Source organism: Blastococcus haudaquaticus, assembly GCF_900230285.1.
In the GTDB taxonomy this organism is placed as follows: Bacteria; Actinomycetota; Actinomycetes; order Mycobacteriales; family Geodermatophilaceae; genus Blastococcus_B; species Blastococcus_B haudaquaticus.
Map to the genome: position 1 here is coordinate 71884 of NZ_OCNK01000006.1, position 21992 is coordinate 93875.

Below are 21992 nucleotides of genomic sequence, written 5' to 3' on the forward strand. Positions count from 1 at the left end.
CCCGTCCAGTGAGGCGGGGAAGGAGGCCTCATGGCCAGCTCTGCCGAGCCTGCCCGGGAACCCGTGCCCGGTGCTCTGCTCTCCTCCGCCGACGTCGCCCGCGTGGTCGACCGCATGGCCCACCAGCTCATCGAGCGGGCCGCGACCATCGAGCCGGGAGCGCCGGACGGCGGCCTCTCGGACCTCGTCCTGGTCGGCATCCCGACCCGCGGCGCACCCCTGGCCCGCAGGCTCGCCGCCCGCATCGAGGCATTCACCGGGACGGCGGTCGACGTCGGCACCGCCGACATCACCCTCTACCGCGACGACCTCCGGCGGCGCGGTGTCCGGGCCCTCGAGCCCACGGTGCTGCCCGACGCGGGCATCGACGACCGCCTGGTCGTCCTCGTCGACGACGTCCTGTTCTCCGGGCGGTCGGTCCGGGCGGCGCTGGACGCCCTGCGTGACCTGGGCCGCCCGCGCAGTGTGCAGCTCGCCGTCCTCGTCGACCGGGGGCACCGCGAGCTGCCGATCCGCGCGGACTTCGTCGGCAAGAACGTGCCCACCAGCCGCAGCCAGCAGGTGCGGGTGCACCTCACCGAGACCGACGGAGTGGACGAAGTGCTCGTGACGGAGGCCGCCGAGTGAAGCGGCACCTGCTGGAGGCTGCGGACCTCGACCGTGGCGACGCGACGCTCGTCCTCGACACCGCGGCACAGATCGACCAGGCGCTGGCCGGCCGCGAGGTCAAGAAGCTGCCGACCCTGCGCGGCCGCACCGTGGTGAACCTGTTCTACGAGGACTCCACCCGCACCCGCATCTCCTTCGAGCTGGCGGCCAAGCGCCTGTCCGCCGACGTCATCAACTTCTCCGCCAAGGGCAGCAGCGTCTCCAAGGGCGAGAGCCTCAAGGACACCGCGCTGACGCTCGAGGCGATGGGCAGCGACGCGATCGTCGTCCGGCACTCGGCCTCCGGTGCGCCGCACCGGCTGGCCAACTGGGTGCGCGGCAGCGTGGTCAACGCGGGTGACGGCACCCACGAGCACCCGACGCAGGCGCTGCTCGACGCGTACACGATCCGGCAGCGGCTCGGCCGCCTCGAAGGCGTCCGGGTGGCGATCGTCGGCGACGTGCTGCACAGCCGGGTGGCCCGCTCGAACGTCCGGCTGCTGCACACCCTCGGTGCGGAGGTCACCGTCGTCGCGCCCCCGACCCTGCTGCCGGTGGGCATCGGCACGTGGCCGGTCGAGGTGAGCTACGACCTCGACGCCGTGCTGCCGAAGGCCGACGTGGTGATGATGCTGCGGGTCCAGGCCGAGCGGATGAACGCCTCGTTCTTCCCCAGCGCCCGCGAGTACAGCCGCCGCTACGGGCTCGACGCCCGCCGGATGGGGGCCCTGGGCGACGACGCGATCGTCATGCACCCGGGGCCGATGAACCGCGGCATGGAGATCGCCGCCGAGGTGGCCGACTCCGTCCGCTCCACGATCGTCGAGCAGGTCGGCAACGGCGTCTCCGTGCGCATGGCCGTCCTGTACCTGCTGCTCGGAGGCAATGAGCCCGCGTGACGAACCACCTGATCAAGGGCGCGAGGCCCTACGGCGGCGAGCCCGCCGACATCCTGGTCACGGACGGCCGGATCGCCGCCATCGGCGACTCGCTGTCCGCGACCGGCGCCGAGGTCGTCGACGCGGCCGGGCTGATCGCGCTCCCGGGCCTGGTCGACCTGCACACCCACCTGCGCGAGCCCGGCCGCGAGGACGCCGAGACCGTCGAGACGGGCAGCCGCGCCGCCGCGCTGGGCGGCTTCACCGCCGTGCACGCGATGGCCAACACCGACCCGGTGGCCGACACCGCAGGCGTCGTCGAGCAGGTGTGGCGGCTCGGCGAGCAGGCCGGGCTGGTCGACGTCGTCCCCGTCGGCGCCGTGACGGTCGGGCTGAAGGGCGAGCGGCTGGCCGAGCTCGGGGCGATGGCAGACTCCGCCGCCCGCGTCCGGGTCTTCTCCGACGACGGGCACTGCGTCAGCGACCCGGCGCTCATGCGGCGCGCGCTGGAGTACGTGAAGGCCTTCGACGGCGTCGTCGCCCAGCACGCCGAGGAGCCCCGGCTCACCGCCGGCGCGCAGATGCACGAGGGCGACCGCTCCGCCCGGCTCGGGCTCACCGGCTGGCCGGCCGCGGCGGAGGAGGCGATCATCGCCCGCGACGTGCTGCTCGCCGGCCACGTGGGCGCGCGCCTGCACGTCTGCCACGTGTCGACGGCGGGCTCGGTGGAGCTGCTGCGCTGGGCGAAGTCCCGCGGCGTCCAGGTGACGGCGGAGGTCACCCCCCACCACCTGCTGCTCACCGACGCCTGCGCCGAGGGCTACGACCCGGTGTTCAAGGTGAACCCGCCGCTGCGGACCGACGAGGACGTCCAGGCGCTGCGGGCCGGGCTGGCCGACGGCACGATCGACGCCGTCGCCACCGACCACGCACCGCACGCCGTGGAGGACAAGGAGAGCGAGTGGGCCCAGGCCCGCCCCGGGATGCTCGGCCTGGAGCAGGCGCTGTCCGTCGTCGTCGAGACCATGGTGGAGACCGGTCTGCTCGACTGGGCCGGCGTCGCCGACCGCATGTCGGTGCGGCCGGCGGCCATCGGGCGGCTCAGCGGGCTGGGTGACCGATCGCACGGCCGTCCGCTCGCCCCAGGCGAGCCCGCCAACCTGCTGCTGCTGGACCCCACCACCCGGGTCACCGTCGACCCGGCTTCGCTGGCCAGCCGCAGCCGCAACAGCCCCTATGCCGGCCGGGAGCTCCCGGGCCGGGTGGTCCACACGTTCCTGAGAGGTGTCCCGACGGTGCTCGACGGCAAGGCGACCCGATGACCGCGATCCTGGTCCTGGAGGACGGGCGCACGTTCCGGGGCGAGGCCTACGGCGCGGTGGGGACGACGGTCGGCGAGGCGGTGTTCGCCACCGGCATGACTGGCTACCAGGAGACGCTGACCGACCCCAGCTACCACCGTCAGGTCGTCGTGATGACCGCCCCGCACATCGGCAACACCGGCGTGAACGGCGAGGACGACGAGAGCCGGCGGATGTGGGTCGCCGGGTTCGTGGTCCGCGATCCGGCCCGCCGGCCGGCCAACTGGCGCGCCACCGGCACCCTCGACGACGAGCTGGTCGAGCAGGGTGTCGTCGGCATCAGCGGCATCGACACCCGCGCCCTCACCCGCCACCTGCGCGACCGCGGCGCGATGCGGGCCGGCATCAGCACCGAGCTGGACGCCGACGCACTGCTGGCCCGCGTGCAGAGCGCCGAAAGCATGACCGGCGCGGATCTCGCCCCGCAGGTGAGCACCGGCGAGGCCTACGTCGTCCCGGCGGTGGGGGAGACGCGGTTCACGATCGCCGCGCTCGACCTCGGCATCAAGACCGCGACGCCACGGCACCTGGCCGCACTGGGCGTCGAGACCCACGTCCTGCCGTCCACGGCCACCGCGGACGAACTGCTCGCCGCCGGCCCGGACGGCGTCTTCCTCTCCAACGGTCCGGGCGACCCGGCCGCCGCCGACTACGCGGTCGAGGCGGTCCGCGGGGTGCTGGACGCCCAGCGACCGCTGTTCGGCATCTGCTTCGGCAACCAGATCCTCGGCCGCGCGCTGGGCCTGGGCACCTACAAGCTGCGCTTCGGTCACCGCGGCCTCAACCAGCCGGTGCTCGACCGGGTCAGCGGCACGGTGCGCGTGACCAGCCACAACCACGGCTTCGCCGTGGACGCCCCGCTCGACCGGCCGGCCGACACCCCCTACGGGCAGGTGGAGGTCAGCCACGTCGGACTCAACGACGACGTGGTCGAAGGTCTGCGCTGCCTGGAGGTGCCGGCCTTCAGCGTCCAGTTCCACCCCGAGTCGGCGGCCGGGCCGCACGACGCCGCCCCGCTGTTCCAGCGGTTCGTCGATCTGATGGAGACCGCGCGGGCCGGGGGCACGCACGCCGGCGGACCGGCGCCGCGGGTCGAGCACAGCACGGGGGAGAACGCCTGATGCCGAAGAGGTCAGACATCCAGCACGTGATGGTGATCGGCTCGGGGCCGATCCTGATCGGGCAGGCCGCCGAGTTCGACTACTCCGGCACCCAGGCCTGCCGCGTCCTGCGTGCGGAGGGGCTGCGGGTCAGCCTCGTCAACAGCAACCCCGCGACGATCATGACCGACCCCGAGGTCGCCGACGCCACCTACATCGAGCCGTTGACGCCGGAGTTCGTCGAGAAGGTCATCGCCAAGGAGCGCCCCGACGCGCTGCTGGCAACCCTCGGCGGGCAGACCGCGCTCAACATCGCCATCGGCCTGTACGAGAACGGCGTGCTGGAGAAGTACGGCGTCCAGCTCATCGGCGCCGACGTCGACGCGATCAACCGCGGCGAGGACCGACAACTGTTCAAGGACATCGTCCGGTCGATCGGCGCCGACGCTCCCCGCTCGAGGGTCTGCGGCACCGTCGAGGAGGCGATCGCCACCGCCGAAGAGGTCGGCTACCCCGTCGTCATCCGGCCCAGCTTCACGATGGGCGGGCTCGGTTCGGGCATCGCGACCGACGAGTCCATGCTGCGGCGCATGGCCGGCCACGGCCTCGCCGACTCCCCGGTGCACACCGTCCTCATCGAGGAGTCGGTGCTGGGCTGGAAGGAGTACGAGCTCGAGCTGATGCGCGACCGCAGCGACAACGTCGTCGTCATCTGCTCGATCGAGAACATCGACGCGATGGGTGTGCACACCGGCGACTCGGTGACCGTCGCGCCGGCGATGACGCTCACCGACGTCGAGTACCAGCGGATGCGCGACGTCGGCATCGCGGTGCTGCGCGAGGTCGGCGTCGACACCGGCGGCTGCAACATCCAGTTCGCCGTCCACCCCGGCACCGGCCGCCTGGTCGTCATCGAGATGAACCCCCGGGTGTCCCGCTCGTCGGCGCTGGCGTCCAAGGCCACCGGCTTCCCGATCGCCAAGATCGCCGCGAAGCTCGCGATCGGCTACACCCTCGACGAGATCACCAACGACATCACCGGCGTCACCCCGGCCGCGTTCGAGCCGGCGCTGGACTACGTGGTCGTGAAGATCCCGCGGTTCGCCTTCGAGAAGTTCCCCGGGGCCGACCCGCGACTCACGACGACCATGAAGAGCGTCGGCGAGATCATGTCGTTCGGCCGGAACTTCGCCGAGGCGCTCGGCAAGGCCATGCGCTCGACGGAGACCAAGGTCGCCGGTTTCTGGACCGGGGCTCGCGATGAGCGGTCGGCCGAGGAGCTGCTGGACGCCCTGCGTGTGCCGGTGGACGGCCGGCTCTACCTGGCCGAGCAGGCCCTCGCGGCCGGCGCGACGGTCGAGCAGGTGGCCGAAGCCAGCGGTTTCGATCCGTGGTTCGTCGACCAGATCGCACTGGTCCGCGAGGTGGGGGAGCAGGTCCGGGACGCCCCCGCGCTGACCGCGCCGGTGCTCCGGCGCGCCAAGCGCTTCGGACTCTCCGACCGTCAGATCGCGGCCCTCCGGCCCGAGCTGGCCGGTGAGGACGGCGTCCGGTCCCTGCGGTGGCGACTCGGCATCCGCCCGGTCTACAAGACCGTCGACACCTGTGCCGGCGAGTTCGCGGCCCGCACGCCGTACCACTACTCCTCCTACGACGAGGAGACCGAGGTCGAGCCCCGCGAGAAGCCGGCGGTGCTGATCCTGGGCTCGGGCCCGAACCGGATCGGCCAGGGGATCGAGTTCGACTACTCCTGCGTGCACGCGGTCATGGCGCTGCAGGACGCCGGCTACGAGGCGGTGATGGTCAACTGCAACCCCGAGACCGTCTCCACCGACTACGACACCGCCGACCGGCTCTACTTCGAGCCGCTGACCTTCGAGGACGTCCTGGAGGTCGTCGAGGCCGAGCGCGCGGCAGGGCCGGTGGCCGGGGTCATCTGCACCCTCGGGGGGCAGACCCCGCTGGGGCTGGCACAGCGGCTCAAGGACGCCGGCGTGCCGGTGCTCGGCACGTCGCCGGAGGCCATCGACGACGCCGAGCACCGGGGGGCCTTCTCCCGCGTGCTCGCCGACACCGGGCTGCTCGCGCCCAAGCACGGCATGGCCACGACGTTCCCCGAGGCTCGGGCCATCGCCGCCGGCATCGGCTATCCGGTGCTGGTGCGCCCGTCCTACGTCCTGGGCGGCCGCGGCATGGAGATCGTCTACGACGACGCCACCCTCGAGGCATACATCGCCAAGGCGACCGACGTCAGCGCCGCGCACCCGGTGCTGGTCGACCGTTTCCTGGAGGACGCCGTCGAGATCGACGTGGACGCGCTCTACGACGGCACCGACCTCTACCTGGGCGGCGTCATGGAGCACATCGAGGAGGCCGGCATCCACTCCGGCGACTCCGCGTGCGCCCTGCCCCCCATCACCCTGGGATCGGCGGACCTGCTGAAGATCCGCGCGGCCACGGAGAAGCTCGCCGCCCGCATCGGCGTCCGCGGGCTGATGAACGTCCAGTACGCGATCAAGGACGACATCCTCTACGTCATCGAGGCCAACCCGCGGGCCAGCCGCACGGTGCCGTTCGTGTCCAAGGCCACCGCGGTCCAGCTGGCCAAGGCGGCCGCCCGCATAGCGGTGGGGGAGACGATCGCGTCCCTCCGTGCCGCGGGGGTCCTGCCCGCGAGCGGTGACGGCACCGACCTGCCCGAGCACGCGCCGATCGCGGTGAAGGAGGCCGTGCTGCCCTTCCACCGGTTCCGCACCGTCGAGGGCCACGGCGTGGACACCGTGCTGTCGCCGGAGATGAAGTCCACCGGCGAGGTCATGGGCCTCGACACCGAGTTCGGCACCGCGTTCGCCAAGTCGCAGGCAGCCGCCTACGGCTCGCTGCCGACCGAGGGGACGGTGTTCGTGTCGCTGGCCAACCGCGACAAGCGCAACGCCGTCTTCCCGATCAAGCGGCTGGCCGACCTGGGCTTCCGGGTGCTCGCGACAGCGGGCACGGCCCAGGTGCTGCGGCGCAACGGCGTCGCGGCCGAGGTGGTCGGCAAGTTCAGCGAGGGGCCGGGCAACGTCGTCGAGCGGATCCTGGCCGGTGACGTCGACATCGTCGTCAACACGCCCTTCGGGTCGCCCGGCAACAGCGGACCGCGCCTGGACGGCTACGAGATCCGCACCGCCGCCGTCGCCGCCGGCATCCCGTGCATCACGACGGTGCAGGGCATGGCGGCGGCCGTGCAGGGCATCGAGGCGCTGCGCGGCGGCGACATCGGCGTCCGGAGCCTGCAGGAGATCCACGCCGACCTCGGCGGGGTGCGCGCGTGACCTCCTTGACCTCGCCGGCGGCGCGCGCGGCGCACCCACCGGTGCAGCGCGTGGTCGAGGTGTCCGGTCGGCGGCCGGTCGGCGCCTACGTCGAGCTGACCCTCGCCGCGCCGGAGATCGCCGAGCGCACGGAGCCGGGGCAGTTCGTCGCCTTCGCCGTGGGCGGGCCGACGTCGGCGCACCTTCTGCGCCGCTCGATCGCGATCGCGGGTGCCGCCGACGGCGCCGTCACCGTCATGGTGGCCCCGCACGGGCCGGGGTCCACCTGGCTGGCCGGTCTGCAGGTCGGCGACACCGTCGACGTGGTCGGCCCGCTCGGCCGGCCGTACCCGATGCCTTCCGACGGCACCCCGGCGGTCCTCGTCGGTGGCGGCTACGGCGCGGCCGCGCTGAGGGGGCTCGCCGCGCGGCTGCGGGCCGCCGGCTCGCCCGTCATCGCCATCTGCGGTGCCGCGTCCGCCGACCGGCTCTCGTCGGTCGACGAGCTCGGCGAGCTGGCGGAGGTCATCGTGACGACCGACGACGGGAGCGCCGGCCGGCAGGGCCGGGTCACCGACGCCATGGCTGAGCTGCTGACGAGCCGGGCCCCCGGCCAGGTCGGCGTCGTGTACGCCTGCGGCCCCATGGCCATGCTGCGCGCGGTGGCCGAGGCGGCCACGACCGCCGGACTGCCCTCCTACGTGGCCGTCGAGGAGTCGATGGCCTGCGGGGTCGGCGTCTGCATGACGTGCGTGCTCCCCGTGGTGGGGGAGGACGGTCGCACCCGCTTCTCCCGCTCGTGCACCGACGGACCGGTCTTCGGCGGCGACCGCGTGCGCTTCGCCGACGTCGGGACGCTGCCCTGGGACGTCGTCGGCGCCGATGCGATGGGAGTGGTGGCACCGTGACGGCGCTGGACACGGCAGTCGACATGTCGACGGCGCTCGGTGCCGCGCCGATCCCGAGCCCGGTGCTCACCGCCTCCGGCTGCTCGGCCAACGGCGCGGAGCTGGAGCCGTTCGTCGACCTCACGGCCATCGGTGCGGTGGTGACCAAGTCGGTGCAACTGTGGCCACGCTCCGGCCGGCCGACGCCGCGGATGGCCGAGACCCCGAGCGGGATGCTCAATTCGATCGGGCTGCAGGGCCCCGGGATCGACGGGCTGCTGGCCGACGACCTGCCGTGGCTGGCCGACCGCGGTGTCCGCGCGTTCGTCTCCATCGCCGGCACCCGGGTCGAGGACTTCGCCGCCCTGGCCGAGCGCCTGCGCGGCGTGCCCGGCGTGCTGGGCCTCGAGGTGAACATCAGCTGCCCGAACGTGGAGAGCCGCGGCGAGGTGTTCGCCTGCGACCCGGTAGCCGCCTCCGACGTCGTCTCCGCCGTGCGTGCCGTGGCCGATCCCGCGCAGCCGGTCTACGCGAAGCTCAGCCCCGACGTCACCGACATCGTCGGCGTCGCCCGCGCGGTCTCCGCGGCGGGCGCCGACGGGCTCTCGATGATCAACACGCTGCTCGGGCTGGTCATCGACCCCGACACGATGCGGCCGGTGCTCGGCGGGGTCACCGGAGGGCTCTCCGGCCCGGCGATCCGGCCGGTGGCGCTGCGCTGCGTCTGGCAGGTGCACCAGGCGATGCCGGAGGTGCCCATCCTCGGCATGGGTGGCATCCGCAGCGGCCTGGACGCCCTCCAGTTCGTCCTCGCCGGGGCGTCCGCGGTCTCGGTGGGGACGGCGGTGTTCAACGACCCGTCGGCGGTCGCGCGGGTGCACGACGAACTGGCGGTAGCCCTCGCCGAGCGGGGCTTCGCCTCGTTGCGCGACGCCGTCGGGTACGCGCACCGATGAGCGCCGCCTTCGGCACGCGCCTCGCGGACGCCGTCGCCGCCCGGGGGCCGCTGTGCGTCGGCATCGACCCGCACGCGCCGCTGCTCGCGGCCTGGGGACTGCCCGACAGCCCGGACGGCCTGGCGCGGTTCAGCGACGCCGTGGTCGACGCCCTGGCCGGCTCGGTCGCGGTGCTCAAGCCGCAGATGGCGTTCTACGAGCGGCACGGGTCGCGCGGGCTCGCCGTGCTCGAGGAGGCCGTCGCCCGCGCACGCGAGGCCGGTGCGCTGGTTCTCCTCGACGCCAAGCGCGGCGACATCGGGTCGACGATGGACGCCTACGCCGACTACCTGCGACCGGGGCACCCGCTGCACGTCGACGCGATGACGGTCAGCCCCTTCCTCGGCCCCGGCTCGCTCCAGCCGGCCGTGGAGACCGCGAGACGGCAGGGCGGTGGGCTGTTCGTCCTGGCTCGCACGTCCAACCCGGACGCCGGCACCTTCCAGCACGCTGTCGTGGGCGGGCGGTCGGTGGCCCAGTGCGTCGTGGACACCGTCGGCCGCTGGAACGCCGAGGACGCGGCCTCCGGGCCCGGGTCGTTCGGCGTGGTCGTCGGCGCCACGCTGGCAGAGCTGGACGTCGACCTCGACGGCCTCGGCGGGCCCATCCTCGCGCCCGGCCTCGGCGCCCAGGGCGGCTCCGTCGCGGACCTGCACCGGCTGTTCGGATCCGGCCGCGCCGTCGTCCCCACCGTGTCGCGCGACGTGCTGGCCGCCGGTCCCGATGCCGTCGCGCTGCGCGCCGCCGCGGACCGTTGGGCGGCGGAGCTCGCGCGGTGAGGCGGGCGCTGCCGGCGCTCCTCGCGGCGCTGGGCGGGGTGCTGGTCGGGTCGGGGATCACCGTCTTCTGGCTGGCGAACACCTGGAGGTGGACCGCCTACGACGGCAGCTACGCACCGGCGGAGCCCGGCTCGGCCTACGAGAGCCGGCTCACGCTGGGGTTCGACGGGCCATGGACGGTGCTCTGGACCGGCGGGCACCTGGCAGGTGCGCTGCTCGTCGTCGCCGGGCTGCTCGTCCTCGCGGCGACCGGCGGCTGGTGGCTGGGTCGTCGGGGCGGCCTCCGGCGAGGCTCTCCGGCCGGCTGACCGGCGTGTCGACCCGCGGCGTGTCGTCGTCCTGACGGTCAGGGGGCCACCTCGCGGAACCGGCGGCCGTCATCCGGAACGGAAACGCGCGGTTCCGGTCCCGACCTGCGCAGATCACGGATCGTCACCGCGTAGGTGAACGCCGTATGAACCGCTACGACACGCGAGCAGCGCATTTCCGGAGCGAGGCGCGCGTGACCAGCGGATTTGCCGGGAACTAGGTTGGTCGTGAGGCTCAGAGGCGAGCCGCTTCCCTACGACTCCCAGACGATGAACCCGGCCGAATCCGCGCCGGCACCGACACGATTGGGTCGCCATGCCTTTGCCTGAACTGTCCCCCGAACAACGGGCAGCAGCCCTCGAGAAGGCCGCCGCTGCCCGCAAGGCCCGAGCCGAGCTGCGCGAGCGGCTGAAGAGCAAGGGCGCCACCGTCGGCGACGTCCTGAAGCAGGGCGAGACCGACGAGGTGATCGGCAAGATGCGCGTCTCCGCGGTCCTGGAGTCCCTGCCCGGAGTCGGCAAGGCGCGGGCTGCGAAGATCATGGAGCGCCTGGAGATCTCCCCGACCCGTCGTGTGCGCGGTCTGGGAGCCAACCAGCGGAAGGCGCTCGAGGCCGAGTTCAGCGACGAGAAGGTCGTCTGAGTCCGGCCTCGACACGGACGGACCCGGACGAGGACGACGAGTGGTATCAGGCAATCCGGCGCGGCTGACCGTGCTGTCAGGCCCCTCAGGGGTCGGCAAGGGCACGGTCGTGGCGGAGGTCCGGCGTCGGCATCCCGACGTCTGGCTGTCGGTGTCGGTGACCACGCGTCGCCCTCGTCCGGGCGAGGTCGACGGGGTCCACTACCACTTCCGGGACGACGCCGAGTTCGACCGGCTGATCGCGACCGACGGGCTGCTGGAGTGGGCCGAGTACGCGGGCAACCGCTACGGAACCCCCGTCGCCCCGCTCCGGGAGCGATTGGCAGCCGGAGCCCCGGCCCTGCTGGAGATCGAACTGCAGGGCGCGCGCCAGGTGCGGGCGCGCGACCCCGAGGCGCAGCTGGTGTTCCTGGCCCCGCCGTCCTGGGCCGAGCTGGTCAGCCGGCTGGCCGGCCGTGGCTCCGAGCCGGTCGCCGTCCAGGAGCGGCGCCTCGCGCTCGCGCAGGCCGAACTGGACGCCGCCGGGGAGTTCGACGTGGTCGTGGTCAACGACGACGTGGCCAGGGCCGCCGACGAGTTGGTAGGCTTGCTGACTGCGCCCTCGCCCGGCCTCGTGCCAGGGGAGTAGCGCCCACGAGGAAGAGAGTCGCCGGTGCTCCCACCGGCCGCTTCCTCCCGCCATCGAAAGAGGAGCACGCCCGCCCGTGTCCGGAGTCGCACCTGCCCCCGAGGGCATCACCAACCCGCCGATCGACGAGCTGCTCGAGCGCACCAGCAGCAAGTACGGCCTGGTCATCTTCGCCGCCAAGCGCGCCCGCCAGATCAACGCCTACTACAGCCAGCTCTCCGAGGGTCTGCTGGAGTACGTCGGCCCGCTGGTCGACACCGCTCCGCAGGAGAAGCCGCTGTCGATCGCGCTCCGCGAGATCAACGAGGGTCTGCTGACCCACACCGCCGGCGAGAACTGAACCGGCCGGGCCCGCACCGGCCCACCCCAGAGTGATGAGAGCGCACCCGGCATCGTCTGCCGGGTGCGCTCTCGTATTGGGAGGATGACGTCGTGAGTTCCATCGTGCTGGGTGTGAGCGGGGGCGTGGCCGCCTACAAGGCCGCCTTCGTGCTGCGGGCGTTCACCGAGGCCGGCCACGACGTCCGCGTCGTCCCGACCCCGGGGGCCCTGCACTTCGTCGGTGCCGCCACGTTCGAGGCGCTGTCGGGCAACCCGGTCACCACCGACGTCTGGTCCGACGTCCCCGACGTCGCCCACGTGCGCATCGGGCAGGGGGCCGACCTCGTCGTGGTCGCGCCGGCCACCGCCGACCTGCTCGCGCGGGCGGCCATGGGCCGGGCCGACGACCTGCTGACGGCCACCCTTCTGACGGCCTCCTGTCCGGTCGTGTTCGTGCCCGCCATGCACACCGAGATGTGGCTGCACCCGGCGACCCAGGAGAACGTGGCCACGCTGCGGCGGCGCGGCGCCGTCGTGCTGCCGCCCGCCGTCGGCCGGCTCACCGGTCCGGACTCCGGCCCCGGCCGGCTGCCCGAGCCCGCCGACATCGCGGCGCTGGCCACCGTCGTCCTCGAGCACGGCGCCGAGGCGCTCGCCCAGGACCTCGCCGGCCGTCGCGTCCTCATCAGCGCCGGAGGGACCCGCGAGCCGCTGGACCCGGTCCGCTACCTGGGCAACCGGTCCTCGGGGAAGCAGGGCTACGCGCTGGCCCGGGTGGCCGCGGCCCGCGGCGCGGAGGTCGTCCTGGTCGCGGCGAACGTCGAGCTGCCGGCTCCGTTCGGCGTCCGGGTGGTCGCCGTCGGCACGGCCGAGGAGCTGCGGACCGCGATGCACGCCGAGGCGAAGGATGCCGACGTGGTCGTGATGGCCGCAGCGGTGGCGGACTTCCGGCCGGCGACCGTCGCGGGCGCCAAGCTGAAGAAGGACTCGGCGAGCGAGCCGGACTCGGTGGCCCTCGTGCGCAACCCGGACGTCCTCGCGGAGCTCGTGGGCTCCCGACCGGCCGGCCAGCTGGTGGTCGGCTTCGCCGCGGAGACGGGCGACGCCGACGGCGACGTGCTCACCCACGCCCGCGCGAAGCTGGCCCGGAAGGGCTGCGACCTGCTCGTGGTCAACGACGTGTCGGCGGGCCAGGTGTTCGGCCGGTCGGAGAACTCGGTGGTCGTCCTGGCGGCCGACGGATCGGCCGCCGCGGTGCCGCACGGCAGCAAGGACGCCGTCGCGGCGGGCATCTGGACCACGATCACGCCACAGTTGCCTCCTCCGCCTCCCCGGTAGGCCGTTCCCCCGCGGCTGCCGCCGCGGGGTCTCCGCCGGGTAACGTGCCCCGGAGCCGTGCATCCACCGGTCTGCCGCGCGATCCCACCGACCCAGGAGTACCGACATGTCACGCCGTCTCTTCACGTCCGAGTCGGTAACCGAGGGCCACCCGGACAAGATCGCCGACCAGATCAGCGACTCGATCCTCGACGCCATGCTGGCGCAGGACCCGCGCAGCCGCGTCGCCGTCGAGACCATGATCACCACGGGCCAGGTGCACATCGCCGGCGAGGTGACGACCGGCGGGTACGTCGACATCGCATCGATCGTCCGCGACACGGTCCTGCGGATCGGCTACGACTCCTCCCGCAAGGGCTTCGACGGCGCCTCGTGCGGTGTCAGTGTGTCCATCGGGGCGCAGTCGCCCGACATCGCCCAGGGCGTCGACACCGCCTTCGAGGCGCGGACGCACACGGACGAGGACGAGATCTCCCGTCAGGGCGCCGGCGACCAGGGCCTGATGTTCGGGTACGCCACCGACGAGACCCCGGAGCTCATGCCGCTCCCCATCGCCCTGGCCCACCGACTGGCACGTCGCCTGTCGGCGGTGCGCAAGGACGGGTCGGTGCCCTACCTGCGCCCCGACGGCAAGACCCAGGTCACCGTGATCTACGAGGACGACAAGCCGGTCGCCGTCGACACCGTCGTCGTCTCCTCGCAGCACGCCGAGGACATCTCCATCGAGCAGCTGCTCAGCCCCGACATCCAGGAGCTCGTCGTCGAGCCGGAGCTGGCCGCCCTCGGCCTGCCCACCGACGGCTACCGCCTGCTGGTGAACCCGACGGGCAAGTTCGTCATCGGTGGTCCGATGGGTGACGCCGGGCTGACCGGCCGGAAGATCATCGTCGACACCTACGGCGGCATGGCCCGCCACGGTGGCGGCGCGTTCTCGGGCAAGGACCCGTCGAAGGTGGACCGCTCCGGGGCCTACGCGATGCGCTGGGTGGCGAAGAACGTCGTCGCCGCGGGCCTGGCCAAGCGCTGCGAGGTGCAGGTCGCCTACGCGATCGGCGCCGCGCACCCCGTCGGCCTGTTCGTCGAGACCTTCGGCACGGGCACGGTCGCCGACGACGTGCTGGAGAAGGCCATCAGCACCGTGTTCGACCTGCGCCCCGGCGCGATCGTGCGCGACCTGGACCTGCTCCGCCCGATCTACGCCCCCACGGCGGCCTACGGCCACTTCGGCCGCACCGACATCGACCTGCCGTGGGAGCGCCTGGACCGCGTCGACGCCCTGCGCTCGGCCGTGGGTCAGTAACCGCACTGTTGAAGGACCCCGCTGCCCCCCAACACTCGCAAGCTCGTGTCGGGCCCCTGCACCGGGGCCATCGAGCCCGCTGACGACCCGGGCCCCCCACGCACTCCGCGGGTGGCCCGGGTCGTCGTCGACGTGCCCCTGGCGCACCTGGACCGCCCGTTCGACTACGCCGTCCCGGACCAGCTGGCCGACACGGTGCAGGCCGGCTGCCGCGTGCGCGTGCGCTTCCACGGCCGCCTGGTCGACGGCGTCGTCTGGGAGCTCGGCGACAGCACCGACTTCGCCGGCTCCCTGCAGCCGCTGTCGCACGTGCCGTCGGGGGAGCCGGTCCTGACCCCGCAGGTCGCCCAGCTGGTGCGGACCGTCGCCGATCGCTACGCCGGCACTGCCAGCGACGTGCTGCGCCTGGCCCTGCCGCCCCGCCGCGCCGCCGCCGAGAAGCGGCCGACCCCGACGCCTGACCACCTGCCCGATCCGCCCGACCCGGCCGGCTTCGCGCGGTACCAGGCCGGCCCGGCGCTCCTGGAGGCGCTGGCCGAGGGCCGGCCGGCGCGCGCGGTGTGGACGGCGTTGCCCGGTGAGGACTGGCCCACCCGGCTGGTCGAGCTGTGCCGGGCCGCGCTGTCCGGGCGCCGCGGTGCGCTGGTCGTCGTCCCCGACGGCAAGGACCTCGACCGGCTCACGGCCGCCGCGGCCCGCCTGCTTCCGGCCCACGCGTACACGGTCCTGCGGGCAGACGACTCGCCGGAGAAGCGATACCGGCAGTTCCTGGCCGCCTCACGGGGGGCTGCCCAGGTGGTGCTCGGCACCCGCGCCGCGATGTTCGCCCCGGTCCGTGACCTCGGCCTGGTCGTCGTGTGGGACGACGGCGACGACCTGCACTCCGACGAGCGCGCCCCCTATCCGCACGCCCGCGACGTCCTGGTGCAGCGGGCCTGGCTGGACAACTGCGCCGCGGTCGTCGCCGGGACCTCGCGGACGGCGGAGGCGGCCCTCCTGGTGGAGTCGGGGTGGGCGCACGAGCTGGTGGCCGACCGGGCGGTCCTCCGGGCCGCCGCCCCCCGGGTCCGGGCGCTCGGCGAGGACTTCGAGCTGGCCCGGGATCCCGCCGCCCGCTCGGCGCGGCTGCCCTCGCTCGCGCACGAGACGGCCCGGCGGGCGCTGGCGGCCGGCACGCCGGTCCTGGTGCAGGTGCCACGGCGGGGTTACGTGCCGTCCCTCGCGTGCGCCCGCTGCCGGGCGCCGGCCCGGTGCGCGCACTGCGCGGGGCCACTGGGCATCTCCCCGCGGCCCGGCCCCGGGGGCGCCCGCATACCGGCCTGCCGATGGTGCGCGCGCCCGGCGGCCACCTTCGACTGCCCGCACTGCCACGGCACGAAGCTGCGCGCCTCCGTCGTGGGTGAGTCCCGGACCGCCGAGGAGCTGGCCAGGGCCTTCCCGGGCGCTTCCGTGCGCACCTCGGGCAGCACCAGCGGCGTGCTCGCGACCGTCCCCAGCGGTCCGGCGCTCGTCGTGGCGACGCCCGGTGCCGAACCGGTGGCCGAGGGCGGGTACGGCGCCGCGCTGCTGCTGGACTCGTGGGCCCTGCTCGGCCGCGCGGACCTGCGCGCGGGGGAGGAGACGCTGCGCCGCTGGATGAACGCAGCCGCCCTGGTGCGGCCCGCGTCCGACGGAGGGCACGTGATCGTCGCAGCCGACGCCGCGCATCCCGTCGTCCAGGCGCTGGTGCGCTGGGACCCGGGCTGGCTGGCGGCGCGCGAGCTGGCCGACCGCCGCGAGCTGGGCTTCCCGCCCGCGACCCGCATCGCCTCGCTCGCCGGGTCCCCGGAGGCGCTGGCGGAGTTCCTCGACGCGCTGCGCCTGCCCGACGGCGCGGACCTGCTGGGGCCCGTTCCGGAGCGGCCACGACCCGGGCAGGAGGGAGAGCGCGAGCGCTTCCTGGTTCGGGTGCCGCGCAGCGAGGGCGGTGCGCTCGCGCACGCGCTCACCGAGGTACAGGGGGTGCGCAGTGCCAAGAAGGCGCTCGAGCACGTGCGCGTGCAGCTCGACCCCCTCGAGCTCGTCTGACCGGAGCGTGTCAGCGGTCCGGACGCGGGGTAGGCGCACAGGGCCCCTGAGAGTTCAAGCCAGAAGCTCCCACCCGGCCGACCCCGAGGAGCTCTCGTGACCGCCACCGATCCCCAGCCCAACACGGGCGACGGCCCCCGTCCCGGCGACCTCAAGCGCGGTGGGCTCAAGATCCTGCTGGCGTTCCTGGCCTTCATCGTGGTCGTCGCCGTGATCGTGGCGCTGACCCGCATCGGCGGCGACGACGATCCCAGCGGCGGTGGGGAGCAGGGCATGGGCGCCACGGCGACGCTGGAGCTTGCCGGCTCCTCCTGATCGGCTCCGCCCGCCCCCGGGGCGCGCGGGGGCTGCCAGGATGCGCCCGTGAAGACGATCGGCCTGCTGGGCGGGATGAGCTGGGAGAGCAGCGCGCTGTACTACCGCCTGCTCAACGAGTCGGTGCGCGAGCAGCTGGGCGGCCTGCACTCCGCCAGGTGCGTGCTCCTGTCGGTGGACTTCGCCGAGATCGAGCGACTGCAGGTGGCCGGTGACTGGGCCCGGGCCGGAGATCTGCTGGCCGCGGACGCCCGGTCGCTGCAGGCGGCCGGTGCGGACCTGGTGGTCCTGTGCACCAACACCATGCACACCGTCGCCGGCACCGTGACCGCGGCCCTGGACGTTCCCTTCCTGCACATCGGCGACAGCACCGCCGCGGCCGTCACCGCCGCCGGGCTCAGCCGGATCGGCCTCCTCGGCACCAGCTACACCATGGAGCAGCCGTTCCTGGTCGACCGCCTCTCCGCCGCCGGCCTGGAGGTGGTCGTCCCCGACGCGGCCGACCGTGCGGCAGTGCACCGGGTCATCTTCGAGGAACTCGTGCGGGGCATCGTCCGGGAGGGGTCGCGCCGCACCTACCAGGAGGTGATCGACCGGCTGGTCGACCGCGGGGCGCAGGGGGTCGTGCTCGGCTGCACCGAGATCGAGCTGCTCATCGGGCCGGACGACGTCCCCGTCCCGACCTTCCCCACGACGGCGCTGCACGTGGCTGCCGCCGTCCGGGCCGCGCTCACGTGAGGAACCCCGTCTCCCCACCCCTCGCACGCTCGTGGCGGGAGGCCGTTCGGGAGCCGATTACGATCGTCGGGTGAGCGTCACCCCCATCCGGCTGTTCGGCGACCCGGTGCTGACCACCCCCGCCGCGCCCGTCGTCGACTTCGACGCGGAGCTGCGCGCGCTCGTCGACGACCTGACCGAGACCATGCACGCCGCCGGTGGCGCCGGCCTGGCCGCCCCACAGCTCGGCGTGGGCTTGAGGGTGTTCACCTGGTACGTCGACGGCGAGGTCGGCCACCTGGTCAACCCCGACGTGTCGCCGGTGGGCGAGGAGACCGAGGACGGTCCCGAGGGGTGCCTGTCGATCCCGGGGTACCGGTGGGACTGCCGCCGGCACCTGCACGTGGTGGCCACCGGCTGGAACATGCACGGCGACCCGGTGCGGGTGGAGGGCTCGGAGCTCCTGGCGCGCGCCATCCAGCACGAGACCGACCACCTCGACGGCGTGCTGTTCGTCGACCGGCTCGATCCCGACGCGCGGGCGGCCGCGCTGGCGGAGCTCGAGGCGGCCGAGTGGGCGGGGATGGCGGCCTGGCTGCCGGCACCCGCCCCGGTCGTGAAGGTGAGCCCCCACTGAGGCTCCTGTTCGCCGGCACCCCGGCACCCGCCGTCCGATCGCTGGAGGCGCTGCTGGCTTCCGAGCACGAGGTCGTCGCCGTCCTCACCCGTCCGGACGCCCGTTCGGGGCGGGGCCGGAAGATGAGCCGGTCACCCGTGGCGGAGACCGCGGACGCCGCGGGCCTGCCGGTCCTGCAGCCGCGCTCGCCGCGTGAGCCGGAGTTCCTCGAGCAGCTGGCCGCACTGGCCGTCGACTGCGCTCCCGTCGTCGCCTACGGAGCGCTGGTGCCGCAGGCCGCGCTCGACCTGCCCGCGCACGGCTGGGTGAACCTGCACTTCTCCCTGCTCCCTGCCTGGCGGGGGGCGGCGCCGGTGCAGCACGCGATCATGGCCGGTGACGAGATCACCGGTGCCTCGACCTTCCTGCTGGAGGCGGGCCTGGACACCGGGCCGGTCTTCGGCACGGTCACCGAGCCCGTCCGTGCGCGGGACACCGCCGGAGACCTGCTGGAGCGGCTCGCGGTCAGCGGTGCCGGGCTGCTCGTGGCCACCCTCGACGGGATCGCGGACGGCAGCCTGGTCGCGCATCCGCAGCCGGCCGAGGGCGTGAGCCTGGCGCCCAAGGTCGAGACCGCGGACGCCCGGGTCGACTGGGCGCTGCCGGCGCACGTCGTCGACCGTCGCGTCCGCGGGGTGACCCCGGCTCCCGGGGCGTGGACCACCTGGCGGGGCGACCGGCTGCGCCTGGGGCCCGTCGTCCCCGTGGCCGACGCTGTCGCGCTGGAACCAGGCGGGCTGCTCGTCGACGCCGACGGCGTCCTCGTGGGCACGGGGCGGGGTGCGGTCCGGCTCGGGGACGTGCAGCCCGCGGGCAAGCGGATGTTCCCCGCGGCCGACTGGGCGCGGGGCGCCCGCCCCGCGGCCGGCGAGCGGGTCGGGCAGTGACGCCGCCGAGGAAGCGGCACCCGGCGGCGCGCAAGCGGCCGCTCGACGGTGCCCGGCTGACCGCCTACGACGTGCTCGACGGCGTCACCTCCCGGGACGCCTACGCCAACCTGCTGCTGCCCCAGCTCCTGCGCGAGCGATTCGAGCTGGACGAGCGCGACGCCGCCTTCGCCACCCAGCTGGCGTACGGGACGCTGCGTGCGCGGGGGACGCTCGACGCCATCCTGACGACGCTGGTGTCCCGTCCGCTCGCCGATCTCGACCCGCGCGTCCTCGACCTGCTCCGGCTGGGGACGCACCAGCTGATCGACCTCCGCGTCCCGTCCCACGCGGCGGTCGACACCACCGTGGACCTCACCCGCGCGATCGTGGGCACCGGCGCGTCCGGGCTGGTCAACGCGGTGCTGCGCAAGGTCGCGACCGGCGGTGACCGTGCGGCGTGGCTGACCACGCTCGGCGGCGACGACGAGCAGCGGCTCGCGCTCGCCACCAACCACCCGCGGTGGATCGTCGACGCCTGGCGGGACGCCCTGGGCGGGGACGAGGAGCTGGAGCCCGCCCTGGCGGCCGACGACGCCGCGCCGGAGGTGCACCTGGTGGCCCGGCGGACCGACCGCGCCGCGCTGGTCGAGGAGTCCGGCGGCGAAGCGGGGCCGTGGTCGCCGTACGCGGTGCGGCTGCACGGCGGCGATCCCGGACGGCTGGCGTCGGTGCGTTCCGGTGTCGCCGCGGTGCAGGACGAGGGCAGCCAGCTGGCCGGCCTGCTGCTCGCCCGCGCACCGATGGAGGGCCGGGACGAGGCGTGGCTGGACATGTGCGCCGGTCCCGGTGGCAAGGCGGGGCTGCTGGCCGCCGTCCGCCCCGAGGGCGTGCGGCTGACCGCGGCCGACCGGGCGCCGCACCGGGCGGAGCTGGTGCGCTCCGCGCTGGCGGGCGAGGCCGACGTCGAGGTGCTGGCCGCCGACGGCCGCGAGGCGCCGTGGGCCGCCGGCTCCTTCGACCGCGTGCTGCTCGACGCCCCGTGCACCGGGCTGGGCGCGCTGCGCCGCCGGCCGGAGGTGCGCTGGCGCCGGACCGAGGCGGACGTCGCTCCGCTGGTGGAGCTGCAGCTGGAGCTGCTCGCGGGGGCGCTGGCCTCCGTGCGGCCCGGGGGAGTGGTCGCCTACGTGACCTGCTCACCGCACACCGAGGAGACGGTCGCCGTCGTCGACGTCGCCGCGGCCCGCGACGACGTGGAGGTGCTCCCGGTGGCGCCGCTCTTCCCCGAGGTGCCGGGCATCGCGCGCGGGGACTACGCGCAGCTGTGGCCGCACCGGCACGGCACGGACGCCATGTTCATGGCGCTGCTCCGCCGCACCCGCTGATGCCGGTCAGACGTCCTCGAAGCTGATCGGCACAGGAGGTTCGTCCAACCATCGTCGCCCCGCCACACCCAGCCGATTCATGCGCCACATGACCGCGGCCAGGCAGGCGAAGAAGATCGCCGCGGACGGCAGTGCGACCGCGGGTTCGCTCCAACGCCCCTCGACGGTCTGCAGCATCAGAGCAGCGGATGGCAACCAGAACAACCAGCGGTTCGGTGCCTGTCGACGGGCCAGGAGATGGGTCGGTCCGCGGAGTCCGACGCCAGGATCCACGTGCTCGAGCAGGGCGTACAGCGACCGATGACGATCGGTCCGGCGGGGGCCGGCTCCTCCCCAGAGCCACCCGGCGACGCCGCAGGATCCGGCGAGGACCAGGAGGCCGACGATGACCACGAATGGCCGGTCCGATGTGCTGGAGGGGTCGAACCGCAGCGGCAGGAACGCCGCCAAAGCCACGAGCATGAGTGCGAACGTGCCGGCCTCGCGGCGGCGTTCCCGGCGGACGGCGGCGTTCCAGTCGATCTGCGGCTCCGGCGGAGTGCCGACCGTTCCGTCGCTCATCCGGCGGAGAGTAGCCAGGCCGGGTGGCGGGGCGCGATCTCGGCTGTGCCGAGTGGATCGCCCTGTCCGACCGCTGACCGGGCGCCTCAGAGAGCGACCGTGACGACGACGACGACGAGCACGTACGCCGCCGCCAGGCCCAGCAGCCGGCGTCCGCCGAGCCACGGCTCCCACCACGGGACCGGAGGAGCCGTCCGCGGCGGGCCCACCGGCTGCGCGATCCACCGCGCCGCGGCTGCAGTCTGCCGGTGGTGCCACCCGGCCAGCGCCGCGTAGGCGACCAGGAGGACGGCGACGGCCGGCAGCGCCGTCGCACGCTGCCAGTCGGCCTGCACCAGCACCGACAGCGGCAGGACGGGCAGCGCCCGCCCCACCCAGCGCACCCGTACCGTGCGGCGGGCCAGCACGTCCACGCGCGAGCGCAGCCCCGGACCCGGGTCGGCGTGCGCGCGCAGCGCGTGCTCCACCCGCGCCGCGGTGGCGCGGCGGGCGCGGAGCCCGGGCACCACCTCCGCGGCGAGCTGAAGGGCCAGCACGAGGACGACGACGGCGCCGAGCAGCCAGCGGGCCGCGGTGCCGTGCAGCCCCGCGTAGTCGTCGGTCAGCAGCACGCGCGACGAGCCCAGCGCGATCACCAGCGTCGGCAGCAGGAGACCGGCCCGCCGGCCGCGGCGCTCGACCTCCACCCAGTCGATGTCCGCCCGGTCGATGTCCGTCCCGTCGAGGGCCGCCTCGTCGTGCACCCGGTTCCCCGAGGGCGGGAACGTCCCCAGGGCCCCGGCGGGCCCGAGGCCGGCGTCGAGCTCACTCTGGGTCAGCGGATCCCCCGACGGCCAGGTCGGCCGTCGATCGAGAGGGGAGGGCCGGGGGCGCACGGTCACGGACGGTAGGGCTCGAGCGGACGGTTCCGCGCGGCGAGCACC

General features: G+C 74.2%; 22 protein-coding genes. 20 read left to right on the top strand and 2 right to left on the bottom strand.

Features of this window, described 5'->3' with window-relative positions; translation table 11 throughout:
• Nucleotides 1-30 precede the first annotated feature (30 nt).
• The 20 genes from pyrR to CRP30_RS19985 all read left to right on the top strand — a co-directional run bounded on the left by pyrR (nucleotide 31) and on the right by CRP30_RS19985 (nucleotide 20508).
• Nucleotides 31-627, top strand: coding sequence for a bifunctional pyr operon transcriptional regulator/uracil phosphoribosyltransferase PyrR (pyrR, locus tag CRP30_RS19890; protein WP_097185763.1), 597 nt, complete (start codon nucleotides 31-33; stop codon nucleotides 625-627).
• A complete protein-coding gene (locus tag CRP30_RS19895; protein WP_097185764.1) occupies nucleotides 624-1547 on the top strand; it encodes an aspartate carbamoyltransferase catalytic subunit in 924 nt (307 codons plus the stop codon). The genes pyrR and CRP30_RS19895 overlap by 4 nt, the downstream gene beginning before the upstream one ends.
• On the top strand, nucleotides 1544-2848 hold the full coding sequence (locus CRP30_RS19900) for a dihydroorotase (RefSeq protein ID WP_097185765.1): 1305 nt from the start codon (nucleotides 1544-1546) through the stop codon (nucleotides 2846-2848). Before CRP30_RS19895 ends, CRP30_RS19900 begins: the two co-directional genes overlap by 4 nt.
• Nucleotides 2845-4008: a glutamine-hydrolyzing carbamoyl-phosphate synthase small subunit gene (gene carA / locus CRP30_RS19905; RefSeq protein ID WP_097185766.1), complete on the top strand. Its 1164-nt coding sequence runs from the start codon at nucleotides 2845-2847 to the stop codon at nucleotides 4006-4008. Before CRP30_RS19900 ends, carA begins: the two co-directional genes overlap by 4 nt.
• Entirely contained in the window at nucleotides 4008-7304 is a 3297-nt protein-coding gene (carB, locus tag CRP30_RS19910) for a carbamoyl-phosphate synthase large subunit (RefSeq protein WP_097185767.1), read from the top strand. Before carA ends, carB begins: the two co-directional genes overlap by 1 nt.
• A complete protein-coding gene (locus CRP30_RS19915; protein ID WP_200814871.1) occupies nucleotides 7301-8191 on the top strand; it encodes an iron-sulfur cluster-binding protein in 891 nt (296 codons plus the stop codon). Before carB ends, CRP30_RS19915 begins: the two co-directional genes overlap by 4 nt.
• On the top strand, nucleotides 8188-9126 hold the full coding sequence (locus CRP30_RS19920; RefSeq protein ID WP_235003571.1) for a dihydroorotate dehydrogenase: 939 nt from the start codon (nucleotides 8188-8190) through the stop codon (nucleotides 9124-9126). Before CRP30_RS19915 ends, CRP30_RS19920 begins: the two co-directional genes overlap by 4 nt.
• Nucleotides 9123-9944, top strand: coding sequence for an orotidine-5'-phosphate decarboxylase (gene pyrF, locus CRP30_RS19925; protein WP_097185768.1), 822 nt, complete (start codon nucleotides 9123-9125; stop codon nucleotides 9942-9944). Before CRP30_RS19920 ends, pyrF begins: the two co-directional genes overlap by 4 nt.
• Nucleotides 9941-10252, top strand: a complete 312-nt coding sequence (locus CRP30_RS19930; RefSeq protein ID WP_097185769.1) for a hypothetical protein — start codon at nucleotides 9941-9943, stop codon at nucleotides 10250-10252. Before pyrF ends, CRP30_RS19930 begins: the two co-directional genes overlap by 4 nt.
• A 316-nt stretch (nucleotides 10253-10568) precedes the next feature.
• Nucleotides 10569-10895, top strand: coding sequence for an integration host factor, actinobacterial type (gene mihF, locus CRP30_RS19935; protein WP_097185770.1), 327 nt, complete (start codon nucleotides 10569-10571; stop codon nucleotides 10893-10895).
• Nucleotides 10896-10935: 40 nt separating this feature from the next.
• A complete protein-coding gene (gmk, locus tag CRP30_RS19940) occupies nucleotides 10936-11523 on the top strand; it encodes a guanylate kinase (protein WP_097185771.1) in 588 nt (195 codons plus the stop codon).
• A 76-nt stretch (nucleotides 11524-11599) separates the two neighbouring features.
• Nucleotides 11600-11863 (top strand): DNA-directed RNA polymerase subunit omega, encoded by a 264-nt coding sequence (gene rpoZ / locus CRP30_RS19945; protein WP_012949163.1) that lies wholly within the window; start codon nucleotides 11600-11602, stop codon nucleotides 11861-11863.
• A gap of 92 nt (nucleotides 11864-11955) precedes the next feature.
• Complete coding sequence (coaBC, locus tag CRP30_RS19950; RefSeq protein WP_097185772.1) at nucleotides 11956-13182, top strand: bifunctional phosphopantothenoylcysteine decarboxylase/phosphopantothenate--cysteine ligase CoaBC; 1227 nt, start codon at nucleotides 11956-11958, stop codon at nucleotides 13180-13182.
• Nucleotides 13183-13288: 106 nt separating this feature from the next.
• Complete coding sequence (metK, locus tag CRP30_RS19955) at nucleotides 13289-14482, top strand: methionine adenosyltransferase (protein WP_097185773.1); 1194 nt, start codon at nucleotides 13289-13291, stop codon at nucleotides 14480-14482.
• Nucleotides 14483-14593: 111 nt separating this feature from the next.
• Nucleotides 14594-16549 carry a primosomal protein N' gene (locus CRP30_RS19960; protein ID WP_097185774.1) on the top strand — a complete coding sequence of 652 codons (1956 nt, stop codon included), beginning with the start codon at nucleotides 14594-14596 and terminating at the stop codon, nucleotides 16547-16549.
• 96 nt (nucleotides 16550-16645) lie between these two features.
• Entirely contained in the window at nucleotides 16646-16864 is a 219-nt protein-coding gene (locus tag CRP30_RS19965) for a hypothetical protein (protein ID WP_097185775.1), read from the top strand.
• A 48-nt stretch (nucleotides 16865-16912) separates the two neighbouring features.
• Nucleotides 16913-17602 carry an aspartate/glutamate racemase family protein gene (locus CRP30_RS19970; RefSeq protein ID WP_097185776.1) on the top strand — a complete coding sequence of 230 codons (690 nt, stop codon included), beginning with the start codon at nucleotides 16913-16915 and terminating at the stop codon, nucleotides 17600-17602.
• A 70-nt stretch (nucleotides 17603-17672) separates the two neighbouring features.
• Nucleotides 17673-18218 carry a peptide deformylase gene (gene def, locus CRP30_RS19975; protein ID WP_097185777.1) on the top strand — a complete coding sequence of 182 codons (546 nt, stop codon included), beginning with the start codon at nucleotides 17673-17675 and terminating at the stop codon, nucleotides 18216-18218.
• The gene (fmt, locus tag CRP30_RS19980; protein WP_235003572.1) at nucleotides 18155-19144 is read left to right on the top strand and encodes a methionyl-tRNA formyltransferase; all 990 of its coding nucleotides are present in this window, start codon (nucleotides 18155-18157) and stop codon (nucleotides 19142-19144) included. The genes def and fmt overlap by 64 nt, the downstream gene beginning before the upstream one ends.
• A complete protein-coding gene (locus CRP30_RS19985; protein ID WP_097185778.1) occupies nucleotides 19141-20508 on the top strand; it encodes an RsmB/NOP family class I SAM-dependent RNA methyltransferase in 1368 nt (455 codons plus the stop codon). Before fmt ends, CRP30_RS19985 begins: the two co-directional genes overlap by 4 nt.
• Nucleotides 20509-20514: 6 nt before the next feature.
• Here the strand turns inward: CRP30_RS19985 and CRP30_RS19990 are convergent, their stop codons facing one another.
• Together CRP30_RS19990 and CRP30_RS19995 are read right to left on the bottom strand one after the other, a co-directional pair.
• Nucleotides 20515-21069, bottom strand: a complete 555-nt coding sequence (locus CRP30_RS19990; RefSeq protein WP_097185779.1) for a hypothetical protein — start codon at nucleotides 21067-21069, stop codon at nucleotides 20515-20517.
• Between the two features lie 86 nt (nucleotides 21070-21155).
• Nucleotides 21156-21944 carry a hypothetical protein gene (locus CRP30_RS19995; RefSeq protein WP_143278511.1) on the bottom strand — a complete coding sequence of 263 codons (789 nt, stop codon included), beginning with the start codon at nucleotides 21942-21944 and terminating at the stop codon, nucleotides 21156-21158.
• Between the last annotated feature and the right edge of the window lie 48 nt (nucleotides 21945-21992).

What these genes read in the sequence shown, in the direction of transcription:
- pyrR (WP_097185763.1), top strand. Translation starts at nt 31, where the DNA reads ATGGCCAGCTCTGCCGAGCCTGCCCGGGAACCCGTGCCCGGTGCTCTG.
- carA (WP_097185766.1), top strand. Translation starts at nt 2,845, where the DNA reads ATGACCGCGATCCTGGTCCTGGAGGACGGGCGCACGTTCCGGGGCGAG.
- carB (WP_097185767.1), top strand. Translation starts at nt 4,008, where the DNA reads ATGCCGAAGAGGTCAGACATCCAGCACGTGATGGTGATCGGCTCGGGG.
- pyrF (WP_097185768.1), top strand. Translation starts at nt 9,123, where the DNA reads ATGAGCGCCGCCTTCGGCACGCGCCTCGCGGACGCCGTCGCCGCCCGG.
- mihF (WP_097185770.1), top strand. Translation starts at nt 10,569, where the DNA reads ATGCCTTTGCCTGAACTGTCCCCCGAACAACGGGCAGCAGCCCTCGAG.
- metK (WP_097185773.1), top strand. Translation starts at nt 13,289, where the DNA reads ATGTCACGCCGTCTCTTCACGTCCGAGTCGGTAACCGAGGGCCACCCG.
- CRP30_RS19990 (WP_097185779.1), bottom strand. Translation starts at nt 21,069, where the DNA reads ATGAGCGACGGAACGGTCGGCACTCCGCCGGAGCCGCAGATCGACTGG.